This window comes from Actinosynnema sp. NPDC059335, from assembly GCF_042752395.1.
In the GTDB taxonomy this organism is placed as follows: domain Bacteria; phylum Actinomycetota; class Actinomycetes; order Mycobacteriales; family Pseudonocardiaceae; genus Actinosynnema.
Window position 1 is genome coordinate 14,431 of record NZ_JBHYXZ010000115.1, and the last position, 14,167, is coordinate 28,597.

13 protein-coding genes are annotated in these 14,167 nt (G+C 74.2%); 5 read left to right on the forward strand and 8 right to left on the reverse strand.

Going from position 1 to position 14,167, the window contains the following annotated elements; translation table 11 throughout:
• Together ACFXGA_RS28935 and ACFXGA_RS28940 are read right to left on the reverse strand one after the other, a co-directional pair.
• The coding region (locus tag ACFXGA_RS28935; RefSeq protein ID WP_378093202.1) for an EF-hand domain-containing protein at positions 1-644 on the reverse strand (644 nt) is incomplete at its 3' end.
• A gap of 377 nt (positions 645-1,021) precedes the next feature.
• The gene (locus tag ACFXGA_RS28940) at positions 1,022-3,139 is read right to left on the reverse strand and encodes a cellulase family glycosylhydrolase (RefSeq protein ID WP_378093204.1); all 2,118 of its coding nucleotides are present in this window, start codon (positions 3,137-3,139) and stop codon (positions 1,022-1,024) included.
• A gap of 345 nt (positions 3,140-3,484) precedes the next feature.
• On the opposite strand from ACFXGA_RS28940, the gene ACFXGA_RS28945 reads away from it, so the two are divergent.
• Positions 3,485-4,939: a glycoside hydrolase family 43 protein gene (locus ACFXGA_RS28945; protein ID WP_378093207.1), complete on the forward strand. Its 1,455-nt coding sequence runs from the start codon at positions 3,485-3,487 to the stop codon at positions 4,937-4,939.
• Here ACFXGA_RS28945 and ACFXGA_RS28950 read toward each other — a convergent pair.
• On the reverse strand, positions 4,924-5,979 hold the full coding sequence (locus tag ACFXGA_RS28950) for a LacI family DNA-binding transcriptional regulator (RefSeq protein ID WP_378093209.1): 1,056 nt from the start codon (positions 5,977-5,979) through the stop codon (positions 4,924-4,926). The two genes, ACFXGA_RS28945 and ACFXGA_RS28950, sit on opposite strands and share 16 nt — an antisense overlap.
• Positions 5,980-6,056: 77 nt before the next feature.
• On the opposite strand from ACFXGA_RS28950, the gene ACFXGA_RS28955 reads away from it, so the two are divergent.
• Positions 6,057-6,407: a carboxymuconolactone decarboxylase family protein gene (locus ACFXGA_RS28955; protein ID WP_378093211.1), complete on the forward strand. Its 351-nt coding sequence runs from the start codon at positions 6,057-6,059 to the stop codon at positions 6,405-6,407.
• A gap of 31 nt (positions 6,408-6,438) precedes the next feature.
• On the opposite strand, the gene ACFXGA_RS28960 is transcribed toward ACFXGA_RS28955, so the two are convergent.
• The 5 genes from ACFXGA_RS28960 to ACFXGA_RS28980 form a co-directional block, all read right to left on the reverse strand.
• Positions 6,439-6,939, reverse strand: coding sequence for a GreA/GreB family elongation factor (locus ACFXGA_RS28960; protein ID WP_378093213.1), 501 nt, complete (start codon positions 6,937-6,939; stop codon positions 6,439-6,441).
• Positions 6,940-7,090: 151 nt separating this feature from the next.
• Entirely contained in the window at positions 7,091-7,273 is a 183-nt protein-coding gene (locus ACFXGA_RS28965; RefSeq protein WP_378093215.1) for a hypothetical protein, read from the reverse strand.
• 22 nt (positions 7,274-7,295) lie between these two features.
• Positions 7,296-8,555, reverse strand: coding sequence for an NAD(P)/FAD-dependent oxidoreductase (locus ACFXGA_RS28970; protein WP_378093217.1), 1,260 nt, complete (start codon positions 8,553-8,555; stop codon positions 7,296-7,298).
• Between the two features lie 119 nt (positions 8,556-8,674).
• Entirely contained in the window at positions 8,675-10,210 is a 1,536-nt protein-coding gene (locus ACFXGA_RS28975; RefSeq protein WP_378093219.1) for a PucR family transcriptional regulator, read from the reverse strand.
• A gap of 222 nt (positions 10,211-10,432) precedes the next feature.
• Positions 10,433-11,014 carry a helix-turn-helix domain-containing protein gene (locus ACFXGA_RS28980; protein ID WP_378093221.1) on the reverse strand — a complete coding sequence of 194 codons (582 nt, stop codon included), beginning with the start codon at positions 11,012-11,014 and terminating at the stop codon, positions 10,433-10,435.
• A 187-nt stretch (positions 11,015-11,201) separates the two neighbouring features.
• Here ACFXGA_RS28980 and ACFXGA_RS28985 point away from each other — a divergent pair, with 187 nt between their 5' ends.
• The 3 genes from ACFXGA_RS28985 to rox all read left to right on the forward strand — a co-directional run bounded on the left by ACFXGA_RS28985 (position 11,202) and on the right by rox (position 14,135).
• Positions 11,202-11,627 carry a cupin domain-containing protein gene (locus ACFXGA_RS28985; RefSeq protein WP_378093223.1) on the forward strand — a complete coding sequence of 142 codons (426 nt, stop codon included), beginning with the start codon at positions 11,202-11,204 and terminating at the stop codon, positions 11,625-11,627.
• Positions 11,628-11,653: 26 nt separating this feature from the next.
• The gene (locus ACFXGA_RS28990) at positions 11,654-12,544 is read left to right on the forward strand and encodes an AraC family transcriptional regulator N-terminal domain-containing protein (protein WP_378093225.1); all 891 of its coding nucleotides are present in this window, start codon (positions 11,654-11,656) and stop codon (positions 12,542-12,544) included.
• Between the two features lie 139 nt (positions 12,545-12,683).
• Complete coding sequence (rox, locus tag ACFXGA_RS28995; RefSeq protein ID WP_378093227.1) at positions 12,684-14,135, forward strand: rifampin monooxygenase; 1,452 nt, start codon at positions 12,684-12,686, stop codon at positions 14,133-14,135.
• Positions 14,136-14,167 lie beyond the last annotated feature (32 nt).

A 14,167-nucleotide genomic window follows, 5' to 3' on the forward strand; every position in this document is an offset into this window, starting at 1 on the left:
TTTTTATATTTAAATACCGCAGCTCGGGGCGGGGGTGCCCCCCCCCCCACCCCCCTGCGGGGGGGGGCGCGCGGGGCGCGCCCCGGCCCCCCCCCCCCCCGCGGCGGCGGATACACGCGGCCGGCGAGCTGGTTGCCGACCGAGTCCGGGTCGGTGCTCCGGTAGAAGTCGCGGATCGCCGCGGCGTGCTCGTCGGTGGTGACGAAGCCGTCACCGTCGCCGTCGAGCTTCTGGAACATCTCCAGCGCCTCGACCTGGCCCACCCCGGACGCGCTCTGGAGGGTCATCCACTCGTTGAGCGACACCCGGCCGTCGCCGTCGGTGTCGCCGAGCTCGAACGTGGTCTGCGCCAACGGGATCGCGACGTCCTCGATGAAGCCGGGGTTGTCGTGCGCCGCCACCCACTCCTCCTTGGTGACCACCTTGTCGCCGGAGCCGTCCACGTGCCCTTCCAGCTCCTGCCAGAACTTGTTGGCCCTCCTGGTGACCTCGCGCCACTGCTCCGAGCCGGGTGTCGCGCCGAAGCTGACGCACCAGCCCTGGACCAGGCGGTCGATGTCGGACTGGTCGAGGACGCCGTCGCCGTTGGCGTCGTACCGGTCGAAGTGCTGCTCGAACTTGCGCTGCTGGAGTTCGGTGACCATGGGTTCGCTCCTGATCTCGACGAGAGGTCCGCCCGCGCGGCCCGACTCCGGCATACCGCGCGCACGGCGTCCAGTCATTGCCCTGATCAGGGGTAAGGGGCCCGCCCGCGACGTCACCCGGTGAGGCCGGTCCGAAGAGGACCGTCGTCATCAGAGGGTGAAGAGGGTCTTGATCGCGCGACCGTCGTCCATGGCCCGGTATAGCCCCTCGGCCGCCTGGTCGGGCGGGAGCGCGAGGTCGAAGACGGAGGGGTGACGGTGTCGGCGCGGGCACCCACGGCGACCCGCGGAGGCCATGGCACGGATCGGGTGAGCGGCCGCGACCGAGCCGACCGGCGGGCGCCGCGACCGAGGGGCCGGGCACCCGCCGGTGCCGGTCAGGCGGGAGCGCCGGTGACCTGGTCGCCGGTCTTGGTGATGCGGTAGGTCGTGCGCGCGCCGCTCCAGAAGTGGAACGTGAGGGTGACGACGCCGTCGGCGACCTCGGCGAAGAACTCCGGCTTCAGGATCAGCCTGCCCGTGGCGTAGTCGGGCTGGAAGTGCTGCCAGAACTCCTTGAACGGGGTCCAGTTCGCCGGTCCCGCCGGGCTGCCGTCGGCGTACACGGCCTCCATGGTGGCGAGCTGGTCGCCGCGGAACAGGGTGGGGACGGCGAACGACGCGGTGGTGCCGGTCGCCGCCGCCTGGGTCGGCGGGTCGGACGTGATGATGTCGATCGACCACGGCACGCCCTGCGAGAACCGCGCCTCGACGGTCGCGTTGACCCCGTGGGCCCGGTTCCCGACGAGCCTGGTCAGGGCGGCCGGGGTGAACGTCACCGTGGTGCCCGACAGCGTGTAGTCCGTGCCCTGGACCAGGTCCGCGCCGTTGTGCCGCAGGCCCCGGAACGCGGTGCCGTTGAGGTTGAGCGTCAGCGACTCGGCGGTGATCGCGCCGGTCCCCGGCACGTGCACCCGGTCGGACGACGCCGTGCCGGAGCGGGTGGTCCAGCTCGCCTTGATCAGGTCGTGCAGGCCCTGGTCGCGCCAGCGCAGCTCGACGCGGTTCAGGAACTGGCCCGCGTCCCAGAGCATCGTGGTGAGCCCGCGCGTGCGGGCGTGGTGGCCGACCGCCTCCAGGAACTTCAGGAACTCGCCCCGCTCGATGACGCCGGGCCGGGTGTGGTCGTAGTTGAGCAGCGCCCACTCGCCGATGATCACGGGGATGCCGCGGGCGACGAACGAGTCGCGCACCCGGTCGAACGTGCCGACGAGGTCCTGCTCGACCTCGGCGTTGAACCGGGTGAACCCGGCGATGTTCACGCTGAACGGCCAGAAGCCGTAGAAGTGGACGGTCGCCGCGATGTTGGGGTCGCGCAACCGGTCGTAGCCCGCCAGGAACGCGTCCAGGCGGCCCTGGTCGGCGTTCGTGTGGAGGGTGGGCAGCACGAGCAGCCGGGTGGCGTTGCCGCCGCCGGAGCCGCGCACGATCCGGTGGAACTCGGCGTTCAGCTCGTGCAGGGCCTGGTATTCCTGCTCGTCGCCGGTGGCGCCGGCGAACTGCGGCTCGTTGATGTTCTCGAACACGAGCCCGGCGGGGTGGTCCCGGAACGCGGTCGCGATCTGGGACCACAGCGCGGTGTACCTGGCCAGCACGTTCGCCCGGTCCGTCGGGTAGGTGTTGATCCACTGCCACGAGTCGTGGTGCAGGTTGATCATCACGTGGAAGCCCTCGGCCAGCGACCAGTCGACCACCTCGCGGACGCGGTCCAGCCAGGCCGGGTCGATGGCGTAGTCCGGCGCGGGGCCGTGGTGGTTGCTCCAGGTGATCGGGAGCCGGATGCTCTTGTAGCCCTGGGAGCGCACGTGGCGCAGCAGCGCCTGGGTCGTGCGCGGGTTGCCCCAGGAGGTCTCGTCGGGGATCGCGTCGAGGGTGTTGCCGAGGTTCCAGCCGGGCTGCATCGCGGCCACGGTCGCCATCGCGTCGCCCGGCTGCGGCTCCTCCCGGCCGGTGCAGGTGACGCCGTTGAGGGTGAACGCGGTCGGCGCGGGGTTGCCGCCCGACCACGACCCGTTGAAGCCGAACGAGACCGAGGCGTTGGTGGGGATGGACGCGTTGTAGCTCGCGTTGGTCGCGGTGACCTGCGCGCCGGAGGTGGTGACGGTCGCGTTCCACGCCTGCGTGACGCGTTGCCCGGCGGTGAACGCCCAGCCGACGCGCCAGCCGGTGACCGGGTCGCCGAGGTTCGTGACGGTCACGGCGGCGGTGAAGCCGCCGGTCCACTGCGCCTGCACCGCGTAGTCGACGCGACACCCCGCCGCCTGCCCGTGCACCGCCTGGGCGGCCGACCGCACTCCCGCGACCGACTGCGCGTTCGCGCCGGGCCCGGCATGGGCGGCCGGTGGCGCGCCGGTGGCCGCTTGGACGGCGGCGGTCGGGACCATCGCCGTCACCACCACCGCGGCCAGGGCGACGGCGAGCCGCCGGGGGATCTTCCGTGTGTCATGCGCGCTCAAGACTTCACTGTCCCTTGCTGTCGGTGGTACGTGGTCGCGGGTACTCGCCGAACAACCGGTCGCTCGCGCTTTGGAAAGTTTCTCGATTCGATTGAGATACTTTCCGATGCCGGGATGCTACTCAGCCCGCGAGCCGGGCGTCAATCGCCCTCACCGGTTCCTACCTGCGCGTTGTCGAACGGGATGGTCGAACGCGCGTCGAATCCCGGAACGCGATCTTCGGCCTGAGGGCGACCGTTGACGCCGTCTGCGACGCGTCGGTAGCGTGCCGATCGGCGGAAAATTGCGCTGATCGGCGCAGAAATATTTCTGCCGGCCCCAGGTTCCGGACGTGAAGACGGTGAGATGAGCAGCCCGATCATCCCGGGGTTCCACCCCGACCCGAGCATCTGCCGCGCGGGCGACGACTACTACCTCGCGTGCTCCAGCTTCGAGTACTTCCCCGGCGTGCCGATCTTCCACAGCCGCGACCTGGTCGACTGGGTGCAGATCGGCAACGCGCTGGACCGGCCGGAGCAGTTGCGCCTGCCCGAGGGCACGGTGTCCTCCGGCGGTATCTACGCCCCCACCCTGCGCCACCACGACGGCCGGTTCTGGCTCGTCGTCACCAACGTGCAGGGCGACGGCAACCTGCTGGTCCACGCCGAGGACCCGGCCGGCCCCTGGTCGGACCCGGTGCGGCTGCCCGGCGTCCACGGCATCGACCCCGACCTGGCGTGGGACGAGGACGGCAACTGCTGGTGCACCTACGCCGGGGTGGCGCAGGTCCGCATCGACCCGACCACCGGCGAGACGCTGGGCGAGCCCGTGCGGCTCTGGTCCGGCGCGCCGGGCGCCAAGGCCCCCGAGGCGCCGCACCTGCACAAGGTCGGCGACCACTGGTACCTGCTGATCGCCGAGGGCGGCACGGAACGCGGCCACGCCGTGTCGATCGCCCGCGCCCGCACGGTCAACGGCCCGTTCGAGCCGTGCCCCGCGAACCCGGTCCTGACCCACCGCGGCACCGACCACACCGTGCAGAACACCGGTCACGCCGACCTCGTGCAGGCGCCCGACGGCCGGTGGTGGATGGTGCTGCTGGGCGTGCGCCCGCGCGGCGGCACGCCGGGGTGGCACGTGCTGGGGCGGGAGACGTTCCTCGCGCCGGTGCGGTGGGACGACGGGTGGCCGGTGGTCGGCGACCTGGTGCCCGGCACCGCCGCGGCACCGGCCGAGCCCGTCCGGGACGACTTCGACAAGCCCGACCTGCACCCGCGCTGGATCTCGCTGCGCCACCGCTCCCCCGGGCACTGCACCACCGAGGCGCGGCCCGGCCGGCTCACCCTCCGCGCGGCCGGCGGTTCGCTGGACGACCTCGACGTGACCTTCGTCGGACGCCGCCAGCAGCACCTCTCGTGCCGCGCCCGCGCCGCGGTCGACCCGACCGAGGGCAGCGGCGGCCTGGTCGTGCGGCTGGACGAGCGGCACCACTACGCCATCGAGGTGGCCGACGGGCAGGTGAGCGCGTACGCGCGGATCGGGCCGTTGCGCTGCCTGGTCGGCGCCGCGCCGGCCGGCCCCGGCGAGGTCGTGCTGGAGGTCGGGATCACCGGGAACCGCGTAGTGGCCGACTCCCGGACGGGACCCGACGTGGTGAGCCTCGCGGTCGTCGGCGCGGACGGCACGCGGACCGAACTGGCGTCGCTGGACGGGCGGTACCTGTCCACCGAGGTGGCGGGCGGGTTCACCGGGCGGGTCATCGGCATGTACGCCACCCGCGGGACCGTCCACTTCGACTGGTTCGACTACGAGCCGGTCTGACCCGCGGCGCTCCGGTCGTCCGGCGGGGCGGTGCTCCGCCGGACCGTCAGGGTGGTCGCCAGTTCCAGCCCGACCTGCGGCGGCTCCTCGCCGCGGCCGAGGGCGAGGGCCAGCTCGGTGGCGGCGGCCGCCATCTCCACGAGCGGTTGGCGCACGGTGGTCAGCGGCGGGTCGACCAGCGCCGCCACGGGCAGGTCGTCGAAGCCGACCACGCTGAGGTCGTCCGGGATCCGCAGCCCGGCCTCGCGGGCGGCCTGGTACACCCCCAGCGCCTGGAGGTCGTTGCACGCGAACACGGCGGTCGGGCGGTCCGGGCGGCCGAGGAGGTCGGCGGCCGCCGCGTGGCCCGCCTCCTGGGTCAGCTCCGCGCGCACCACCAGCGCGGGGTCCACCGGGAGTCCCGCCGCGTCGAGGGCGGCGCGGTAGCCGTCGAACCGGGCGCGGCAGCACAGGACGTCGTCCGGGCCCGCGACCATGGCGACGCGGCGGTGGCCGAGCGAGGTCAGGTGGCGGGTGGCCGACCGGCCGCCGCTCCAGTTCGTCGCGCCGACGAACGGCACGTCGTCGGGCAGTTCCGAGGTCGGGTCGAACACCACGAACGGGATGCCCCTGGCGCGCAACCGGTCACGCTCCTCCGGGGAGAGCTGCGCGACCGTGACGACGCAGGCCGGCCGGCGGTCGAGCGCGTCGTCGATCCAGTACCGGATCGCGTTGCGCTGCGGGCCGAACTCCGACAGCACGACCCCGACCCGGTTCTTGCGCGCCGCCCGCTGCACCCCGCGGATGATCTCGACGCCCCACATGCCCTCCAGCTCGTCGAACACGAGGTCGAGCTGGTTGCTGCGGCTCGGCGCACTCGACTTCCGGTAGCCGTACTCGGTGATCAGCGCCTCGACCCGGGCCCGCGTGCCCGCCGACACCCCGGCCCGCCCGTTGATCACCTTGGACACCGTGGGCACGGACACGCCGGCCGTCTCGGCGATGTAGGAGATGGTGACGGGCCGCGAGGACCCGCCCGGCGCGTGCTCGTCCTCGGTCACCGGCCCAGTCTACGTTTCCGCACCCCGCGCCGAAAGTTTCCACGCTGCCGCGCGGTCGGCCGGCGGGCGGTCACATCTTGCGGGCCGGTCAGCTCGTGGGCAGCACGTACCTGACCGTGCTGCACACCGGCAACCTGCGCCGGGCCGGCGAGTCGGAGGAGCGCGTCACCGCCGTGGCGTCCTGGCGGGACGCGCCCCACTTCACCGCCGCCGAACGCGCGGCGCTCGCGCTCGTCGAGGCGGTCCTGACCCCGAACCCCCACGGCGAGCGCGTCCCGGACGAGCTGTACGCGTCGGCCTCCGCGCACTACGACGAGAAGGCGCTCGCCACGCTGGCCCTGGCGATCGGCCAGGTGTGCTTCTTCATCCCGCTCGCGCTCATCGGCAAGCCGCGTCCCGGCGTCTCGCCCGCCGAGCAGTGGCGGTGACACGTCGGGGGCGAAGGCCGCGCCGGGCGCCTCACGCGTCCGGCGCGGTCCGGCCGCCGCCGGCGGCGTGGTGCCCGTACGGCACGGCCTTCAGCAGCGTGACGGCGATGGTCTTGCCGCCGGGCGCGTGGTAGGTCCGCTGCTCGCCGGGACGTGCCCCGGACAGGGCCGCGCCCAACGGCGAGTCCGGCGAGTAGACCTCCAGGTCGCCGTGCTCGACGGCGCGCATGCCGAGCAGGAACGTCTCCGTGTCGTCGATGTCGTCGTACCGGACGGTGAGCACCATGCCGGGTTCGGCGACGCCGTCGTCGGGCGGGTCCTGGCCCACGACCGCGTTGTTGAGCAGTTCCTGGACCTCGCGGATGCGCTCCTCCCGCTGCCGGTTCGACATCGCGCCACGCTCCTCGGCGTCGCCGCTCTCGAAGGTCGGCGTCGCGCCGGCCGCCAACAGGCCGGCGAGTTCGGCCCGCAGCCGCTGGTGCGCTTCGACGCTCAGCCAGACGCGTCGGGTACCGGGGTGGGTGCTGGTCATGATGGCCCTCGTGTGGCTCGAAGAGGTGGATGTGGACAGGGGTTGCCGTCAGGGCGGCCGGGGAGGTGGGGGCCGCCCTGACGGCGGAGGGTGTCCGCGGCGCCGGGTTCTCGATCGCCTCCGGCCCCTCGGACGGGGTGGTGGTCGTGGCTCAGCGCGGCGACGTGTCGGCGGCCCGCCGGCCGAGGATGACCTCGACGTCGTGGGCGTAGCCGCTGGCGATGCGGGTGAGCACGTCCCGCTGCACGCGCAGGAACGCGTTCTCCGCGCGCAGCCAGGCCAGCTCGTCGCGTTCGTCGTCGGTGAGCGGGCCGCCGGAACTCGGGGTGTCCATGGGGTCTCCCAGCGGTGTTCGGTCAACGCAAGGGGTCGAAGGGCCGCAGCGCTTCCGGCTGCTTGCCGGTGGTGATCTGCTCCGCCAGCAGCCGACCGGTGACCGGGCCCTGGGCGAGCCCCCACATGCCGTGCCCGGCCGCGACGTAGACGTGCGGCGCGCGCACCGCGCCGATCAGGGCGCGGCCGTCCGGGGTGACCGGCCGCGGCCCGACCCACACGTCGCGGCGCTGCTCCCAGCGCACGCCGTCGAGCAGGGGCCGGGCGGAGGCGATGATCGCTTCGAGCCGGGCGCCCACGCCGGGCGCGTCGGGGTCGCGGAACTCCATCGTGCCCGCCACGCGCAGGCCGTCCTGGTACGGCGTGCACGCCACCCGCACGTCGGGCAGGTAGACCGGGCCGGGGACGGGGCGTTCCACGGGCACGGTGAACGAGTAGCCGCGGCCCGCGCGCACCGGCACGCGCACGCCCAACCGCTTCGCGAGCCCGGTCAGCCACGCGCCGGTGGCGATCACGGCGACGTCGGCGGCGACGGCCTTGCCCTTGCGCGGGTGGACGGTCACGCCCCGGGCGTGGGTGCGCAGGTCGACCACCTCGAACAGGCGGATCGTCGCGCCGCGCGCGACCACGGCACGCGCCAGGGCCTGCACGAACGCGCCGGGGTCGGTGTAGCGCTGCCCGTCGACGCGGACGCCGGCGGTGAGCGCGGGCGAGGCCAGGGGCACGTGCTCGCGGAGCCCGTCGGCGTCGAGTTCGACGTGGTCGACGCGCTGCCCGGCGTCGGCCATCCGGCTCAGCTCGCGCAGCAGCCCCTGCGCCCACGCCGGGCTCGTGAAGCCGGCCGTGATCGGCGCGTCCACCGTGGCGACGTCCACGCCGTTGGCCGTGAGCACGTCGAACGCCTCGAAGCTCTCCTCGTTGAGCGGCAGGTTGGCCCGGACCGCGCGGGTCCACGACGACCAGCGGCAGTGCGCCGCGAACCTCAGCAGGAACGACCACAGGCCGGGGTCGACCCTGGGCGGGATGTGCAGGGGCGCGGTCGGGCTGAGCAGTGACCGCAGGCCGTAGCGCAGCACCGACGGCTCGTTGAGCGGGATCGCCAGGCCGGGCGCGATCCACCCGGCGTTGCCCCACGACGCTCCCGCCGCGATCGACGTCCGGTCGACCACGGTCACCTCGACGCCGCGCTCCTGCAGGAACCACGCCGTAGACAGGCCCACGATGCCCGCGCCGACCACGACCGCCGTCCGCGGCCCGCCGTCGATGCGTTCGACGTCGACCATGACCACCTCCACCCAGTGCTGCTGTCGAAGCCAGCATCGCCGGAAAGGCACGCCACCCTGTTGTCCGCCGTCGACAATCCGGCGGGGTGGCTTTGTCGGAACCCGACAGCGAGTGGTGGTCAGCCGCTCTCGGCCGCGGCCAGGTCGATGATCATGGCGAGCCGCTTGCGCGGGTCGTCCAGGTCGAGCGCGGTCACCTCGGCCATCTTGCGCAGCCGGTAGCGGATGGTGTTCGGGTGCACGCCGAGCCGGTCGCCCGCCGCGCCCAGGTCGCCCTGCGCCTCCAGCCACGCCCGCAGGGTGGCCACGTAGTGCGTGGCGTGCTGCTCGTCGTGGCGGCGCAACTCGGTCACCGGTCCCCGGGCCGGGGTGCGGCCCGCGCGGGCCGCCGCCCGCAACCGCTGGAGCAGGATGTCGTCCCACGACTCGTCGTACGCCGGGGGCAGCGAGTCCGGTGGGCGCGCCTCGTGCAGCGCGAGGCACTCGTCGGCCTCCTGCCGGCCCGCCGGCAGGTCGGTCGCGGTGGCCGTGCCGCCGATGCCGGCGGTCACCGTGACCTCGGCGGGCAGCGCGGCGCGCAGCATGGCCACCCACTCGCGGGCGGTCGAGGTCCGCTCGCCGGGCAGGATCGTGTAGAGCGTGTTGCCCGACAGGGTGCTGCGGCCGGGCCGGGACCAGCCGAACCCGGTGGTGGCCCGTTCGAACGCCAGCAGCAGCGCGGCGTGCCGCTCGGCGGCGATCCGGGCGCGCACGGCGATGACCCGCAGCGGTCCCTGCGGCAGGCCGAGCCTGCTCAGCACCGTGGCGGCGTCCGCCGTGCCCTCCAGCAGGCGCAGGGCCAGGTCGGACTCGACCTGCCGCTCCAGGTCCGCGCTGGCCCGCCAGCGGAGGAGGTGCAGCGCCACCGTGCGGGCCCCGTCCGCCAGCGCGGCGCACCGCGCCCCGGTCAACGGGCTGCCGCACGTCACCCACACCGACCCCAGCAGCTCCCGGCCCGCGCGCACCGCCACCGCCATGCGCCCGGTCAGCCCGTGCTCCGGGTCCTGCTCGACGAACACCGGCGAATCGTGCGCCGCCAGGTGCGCGAACACCCCGCGTGCCTCGAACAGCGCCCGCAGCTCGTCCGGCGCCTGCCGGCCCAGGATGGTCTCCAGCCTCGCCCGGTCGGCCCCCTGCTGGGACCGGGAGTACGCCAGCACGCGCGAGGACCGGTCCTCGATGGTGACCGCGCCGCCCACCGCGACGGCCAGGCTGTCGGCGAGCGCGAACAGGTCGGTGGGGCCGCGACCGGACTCGGTCTCGCGCCCCTCCAGCACGAGCCCGTAGACCACGCCGGCCAACTGGCTCCACGAGACGGCGGGCTCGACCACCATCACCGCGACGCCCTCGACCTCGCCCAGCCGGGCGGCCTCGCGCTCGACGTCGGCGTCGCCGTGCACCAGCACCACGCCGGCCCGCGCCGCCACCGCCCACTCCACGGCGCGCGCCACGGAGCCCGCGCCCACGGCCAGGAACACGTCGCCGTCGACCGCGCGGGCGTCGGTGGACTCGCGCATCACCACGCTGCGCAGCTCGGTCGAGCGCGGCACCGGGCAGCACGCCAGCCGCACCCCGTAGCCACCCAGCACGTTCACCAGGCGGTCCAACCTGATCATGACCCATCCCCTGTCCGACGCCGACCACCCACCGTAACCGGCGGGTGGGACGGCCACACCGGCGCAGGCCCCGGCGGAACCGGGGGCACGTCGAACCCCCTCGCCGGCGCCACCCGCGCGGCCCCCGCCGGACGGGCCGGTCCCGCACCACGGCCCCCGCCGGCGTGCGGGGCGCGGTCTCCTCGGGTCGGGCGGAACAGCCCCGCCGGCACACGCCCCCGGTTACCGCGCCGAGCGCGCCCGCACGTGCGCCCGTTCCCCCTGCGGCCCGAACAGGACCAGCGTCTCGACGGCCCGGCCGTCGGCGGAGCCCAGCCAGTGCGGCAGCGCGGTGTCGAACTCGGCCGCCTCGCCGGCCGACAGCACCAGGTCCCGGTCGCCGACCACCAGCCGGAGCCGTCCGTCGAGGACGTACACCCACTCGTAGCCGTCGTGCGCCTGCGGTGTCGGCTCGGCCGGTTCCGGGCGGCTCGGGATGAGCATCTTGAACGCCTGCACGCCGCCCGCGCGGCGGGTGAGCGGGATGAACGTCATCCCGTGGCGGTGGATCGGCCGCAGGTGGATCCGCGGGTCGCCGGTGCGCGGCGCGCCGACCAGGTCGTCCAGCGGCACGCCGTACACCCGCGCCAGCGGCAGCAGGAGTTCCAGCGTGGGCCGCCGCCCGCCGCTCTCCAGCCGGGACAGGGTGCTCTCCGACGTGCCGGTCGCGGCCGACAGCTCGGCCAGGGTCAGCCCGCGCTGCCTGCGCAGGGCGCGCAACCGGGAGCCGACCGCGTCGAGCACCTGCTCCGCCTCGTCCGCCATGACGCCCGATCCTGCCACGTCGGGGCGTTCCCGCGCGGGTCCGGGCGGGAGGCGGCCCGCCCGGACGAGTCCACAGTGGATCCGTCGTCGGCGGAGGCGCGGTTCGGGATGCGCTGATCGAGCGGTGCCGATCGTCCGACCGGGTGGTGCTCCGTGACGCGGCGGCGGGCGCGAGGATGCTGGAGCCATGCCGAGGGTTGCGGTGCGGGCGTTGGCGGCGGTGGTCCTGGGTGTGGCGCTCGTCCCGGCGGCGGGGGCCACGCCGGGCACCGGGGTCGGCGCCGTCACGGTGTTCCGGCAGGTCGTCGGCGATCGCGAGTACGTGGTCCGGGAGATCACCATCGCGCCCGGCGGGGCGACGGGGTGGCACTACCACCCCGGCCCGGTGTTCGGCGTGGTGGAGGCGGGCACGTTGACGCACTACCGCGGCGACTGCTCGGTGGACGGCGTGTACCGCCCGGGCCGGGCGATCTCCGAGGCGAGCGGGCCGGGGTACGTCCACATCGGACGCAACCTGGGGTCGGAGCCGCTGGTCCTGCGGGCGCTGTACGTGAACCCGGTGGGCAGCGCGTTGGCGGTGGACGCGCCGAACCCCGGATGCCCGTTCGAGTAACCGGTGCGGGGTGCTTGGATCGACGGGTGAGCCTCGACGAGCTGCGCGACCTGATCACCCGCCACGCCCGGCCGGACCTGACCACGGCGATCGGGGACGTGCTGGTCTCCAAGGTCGACCGGGCCGAGCCGCCGTCGCCCGCGATGACGGGCACGGTGCTCGCCGTCGTCGCGCAGGGCCGCAAGCGGGTCGCGCTGGGCGACCGCGTGCACGAGTACGGCGCGGGGCAGTACCTGGTCGCCTCCGTCGACATGCCGATCACCGGTCACTACACCGACATCGACCCCGATCGGCCGGCGTTGGGCTTCGGCCTGGTCCTGCGGCCGGCGGTGATCGCCGAACTGCTGCTGCACGCGGAGCCGGACGACCTGCCGCGCGTCGACGGCACGCCGCCCGGCCTGGCCGTCGGCGACGCGTCCGACGAGCTGCTCGACGCGGTGGTCCGGCTGCTGCGCCTGCTCGACCGGCCGCGCGACCGGGCGGTGCTCGCGCCGCTGGTCAAGCGCGAGGTCCTCTGGCGGGTCGTCACCGGCGCGCACGGCGCGGCGGTGCGCCAGCTCGGCCTCGCCGACAGCGGCCTCACCCACATCGCCCGCGCGGTGCGCTGGATCCGCGACCACTACGCGCGGTCGTTCCGGGTGGAGGACGTCGCCCGGCTGGCCGGCATGAGCGTGTCCGCGTTCCACCGCAACTTCCAGGCCGTCACCGCGATGAGCCCGATCCAGTTCCAGAAGCAGATCCGGCTCCAGCAGGCCCGGCTGCTGCTCGCCGCCCACCCCCACGACATCACCGGCGTCGGCCACCGCGTCGGGTACGACAGCCCGTCGCAGTTCAGCCGCGAGTACCGGCGGCAGTTCGGCGAGCCGCCCAGCCGGGACGCGACGAGGCTGCGCGCCTCCGCGCCGGCGCTGCCCTGATGCCGAAAACCATTTCCCCCGCCGTGTTCAACATATAGCACACAGGGGGTCTTGCGGCAAGGCCCCGGTGCCGCCGCACAATTCCCGCACCACGTGGGTCCGAATGCGCCGGAAAACACGACGAGGAATTGGGCGGCACATGTTCGACGTGATCGTTGCCGGGGCGGGTCCGACCGGGTTGATGCTGGCCTGCGAACTGCGGCTGCACGGCGTGCGCGTGCTCGTGGTGGACCGGGACCCGGAGCCGACGAAGGTCGTCCGGGCCCTCGGCCTGCACGTCCGCAGCATCGAGCTGATGGACCAGCGCGGGATGCTGGAGCGTTTCCTGGAACAGGGCCGGAAACACCCGGTCGGCGGATTCTTCGCGGGTATCGAGAAGCCCTCGCCGACCCTGGACACGGCGCACGGGTACGTGCTCGGCATCCCGCAGCCCAGGATCGACCGCCTGCTGGCCGACCGTGCCGCGGAACTGGGCGTCGGGACCCGGCGCGGGTGGGAGCTGGTCGGGCTGGACCAGGACGACGAGGGCGTGACGGTCGAGTCGGCCGACGGCGGGCGGCTGCGGGCCCGGTTCCTGGTCGGTTGCGACGGCGGCCGCAGCACGGTGCGCAAGCTGCTCGGCGTCGGCTTCCCCGGCGAGGCCGCCCGGGTGGAGACGCTGCTGGGCGAGATGGAGGTGGCCGCGCCCGCGGCGGAGGTCGCCGCCGTGGTCGCCAGGGTCCGCGAGACCGAGAAGCGGTTCGGCCTCGGGCCGTTGGAGGACGGCGCGTACCGCGTCGTCGTGCCCGCCGAAGGGGTGGCCGAGGACCGCGCCGTGCCGCCGACCTTCGAGGAGTTCCGGCGGCGGCTGCGGGCGGTCGCCGGCACCGACTTCGGCGTGCGCTCGCCGCGCTGGCTGTCCCGGTTCACCGACGCCACCAGGCTGGCCGAGCGCTACCGGCTCGGCCGGGTGCTGCTCGCGGGCGACGCCGCGCACGTCCACCCGCCGACCGGCGGCCAAGGGCTCAACCTGGGCGTGCAGGACGCGGTGAACCTGGGCTGGAAGCTCGCCGCCGAGGTCGCCGGCTGGGCTCCGGAGGGGCTGCTGGACACCTACGAGGCCGAGCGCCGGCCGGTGGCGGCGGACGTCCTGGACAACACCCGCGCGCAGATGGAGCTGCTGTCCACCGAGCCGGGCGCGCGGGCGGTGCGGCGGCTGGTGTCGGAGCTGATGGACTTCGAGGTGGTGCGCCGCCACCTGATCGAGAAGGTCACCGCGATCGGGGTGCGCTACGACTTCGGGTCGGGCTCGGGTTCGGGCGAGGGGCACGAGCTGGTCGGCAGGCGGATGCGCGACGTGGCGCTGAAGCGGGGCCGCCTCTACGGGCTGATGCACGGGGGCCGGGGGCTGTTGCTCGACCAGACCGGCAGCCTGTCCGTGGCGGGGTGGGCGGACCGGGTCGACCACGTCGTGGACGTCAGCGAGGAGCTGCACGTGCCGGCCTTGCTGCTGCGGCCGGACGGCCACGTGGCGTGGGTGGGCGACGAACAGGCGGACCTGGCCGGCCACCTGGCCCGGTGGTTCGGCGCGCCCTCGGAGGCTGTGGTGTGACCGGGCGGCGCGGTGCGGGCCGGGGCCCGCAC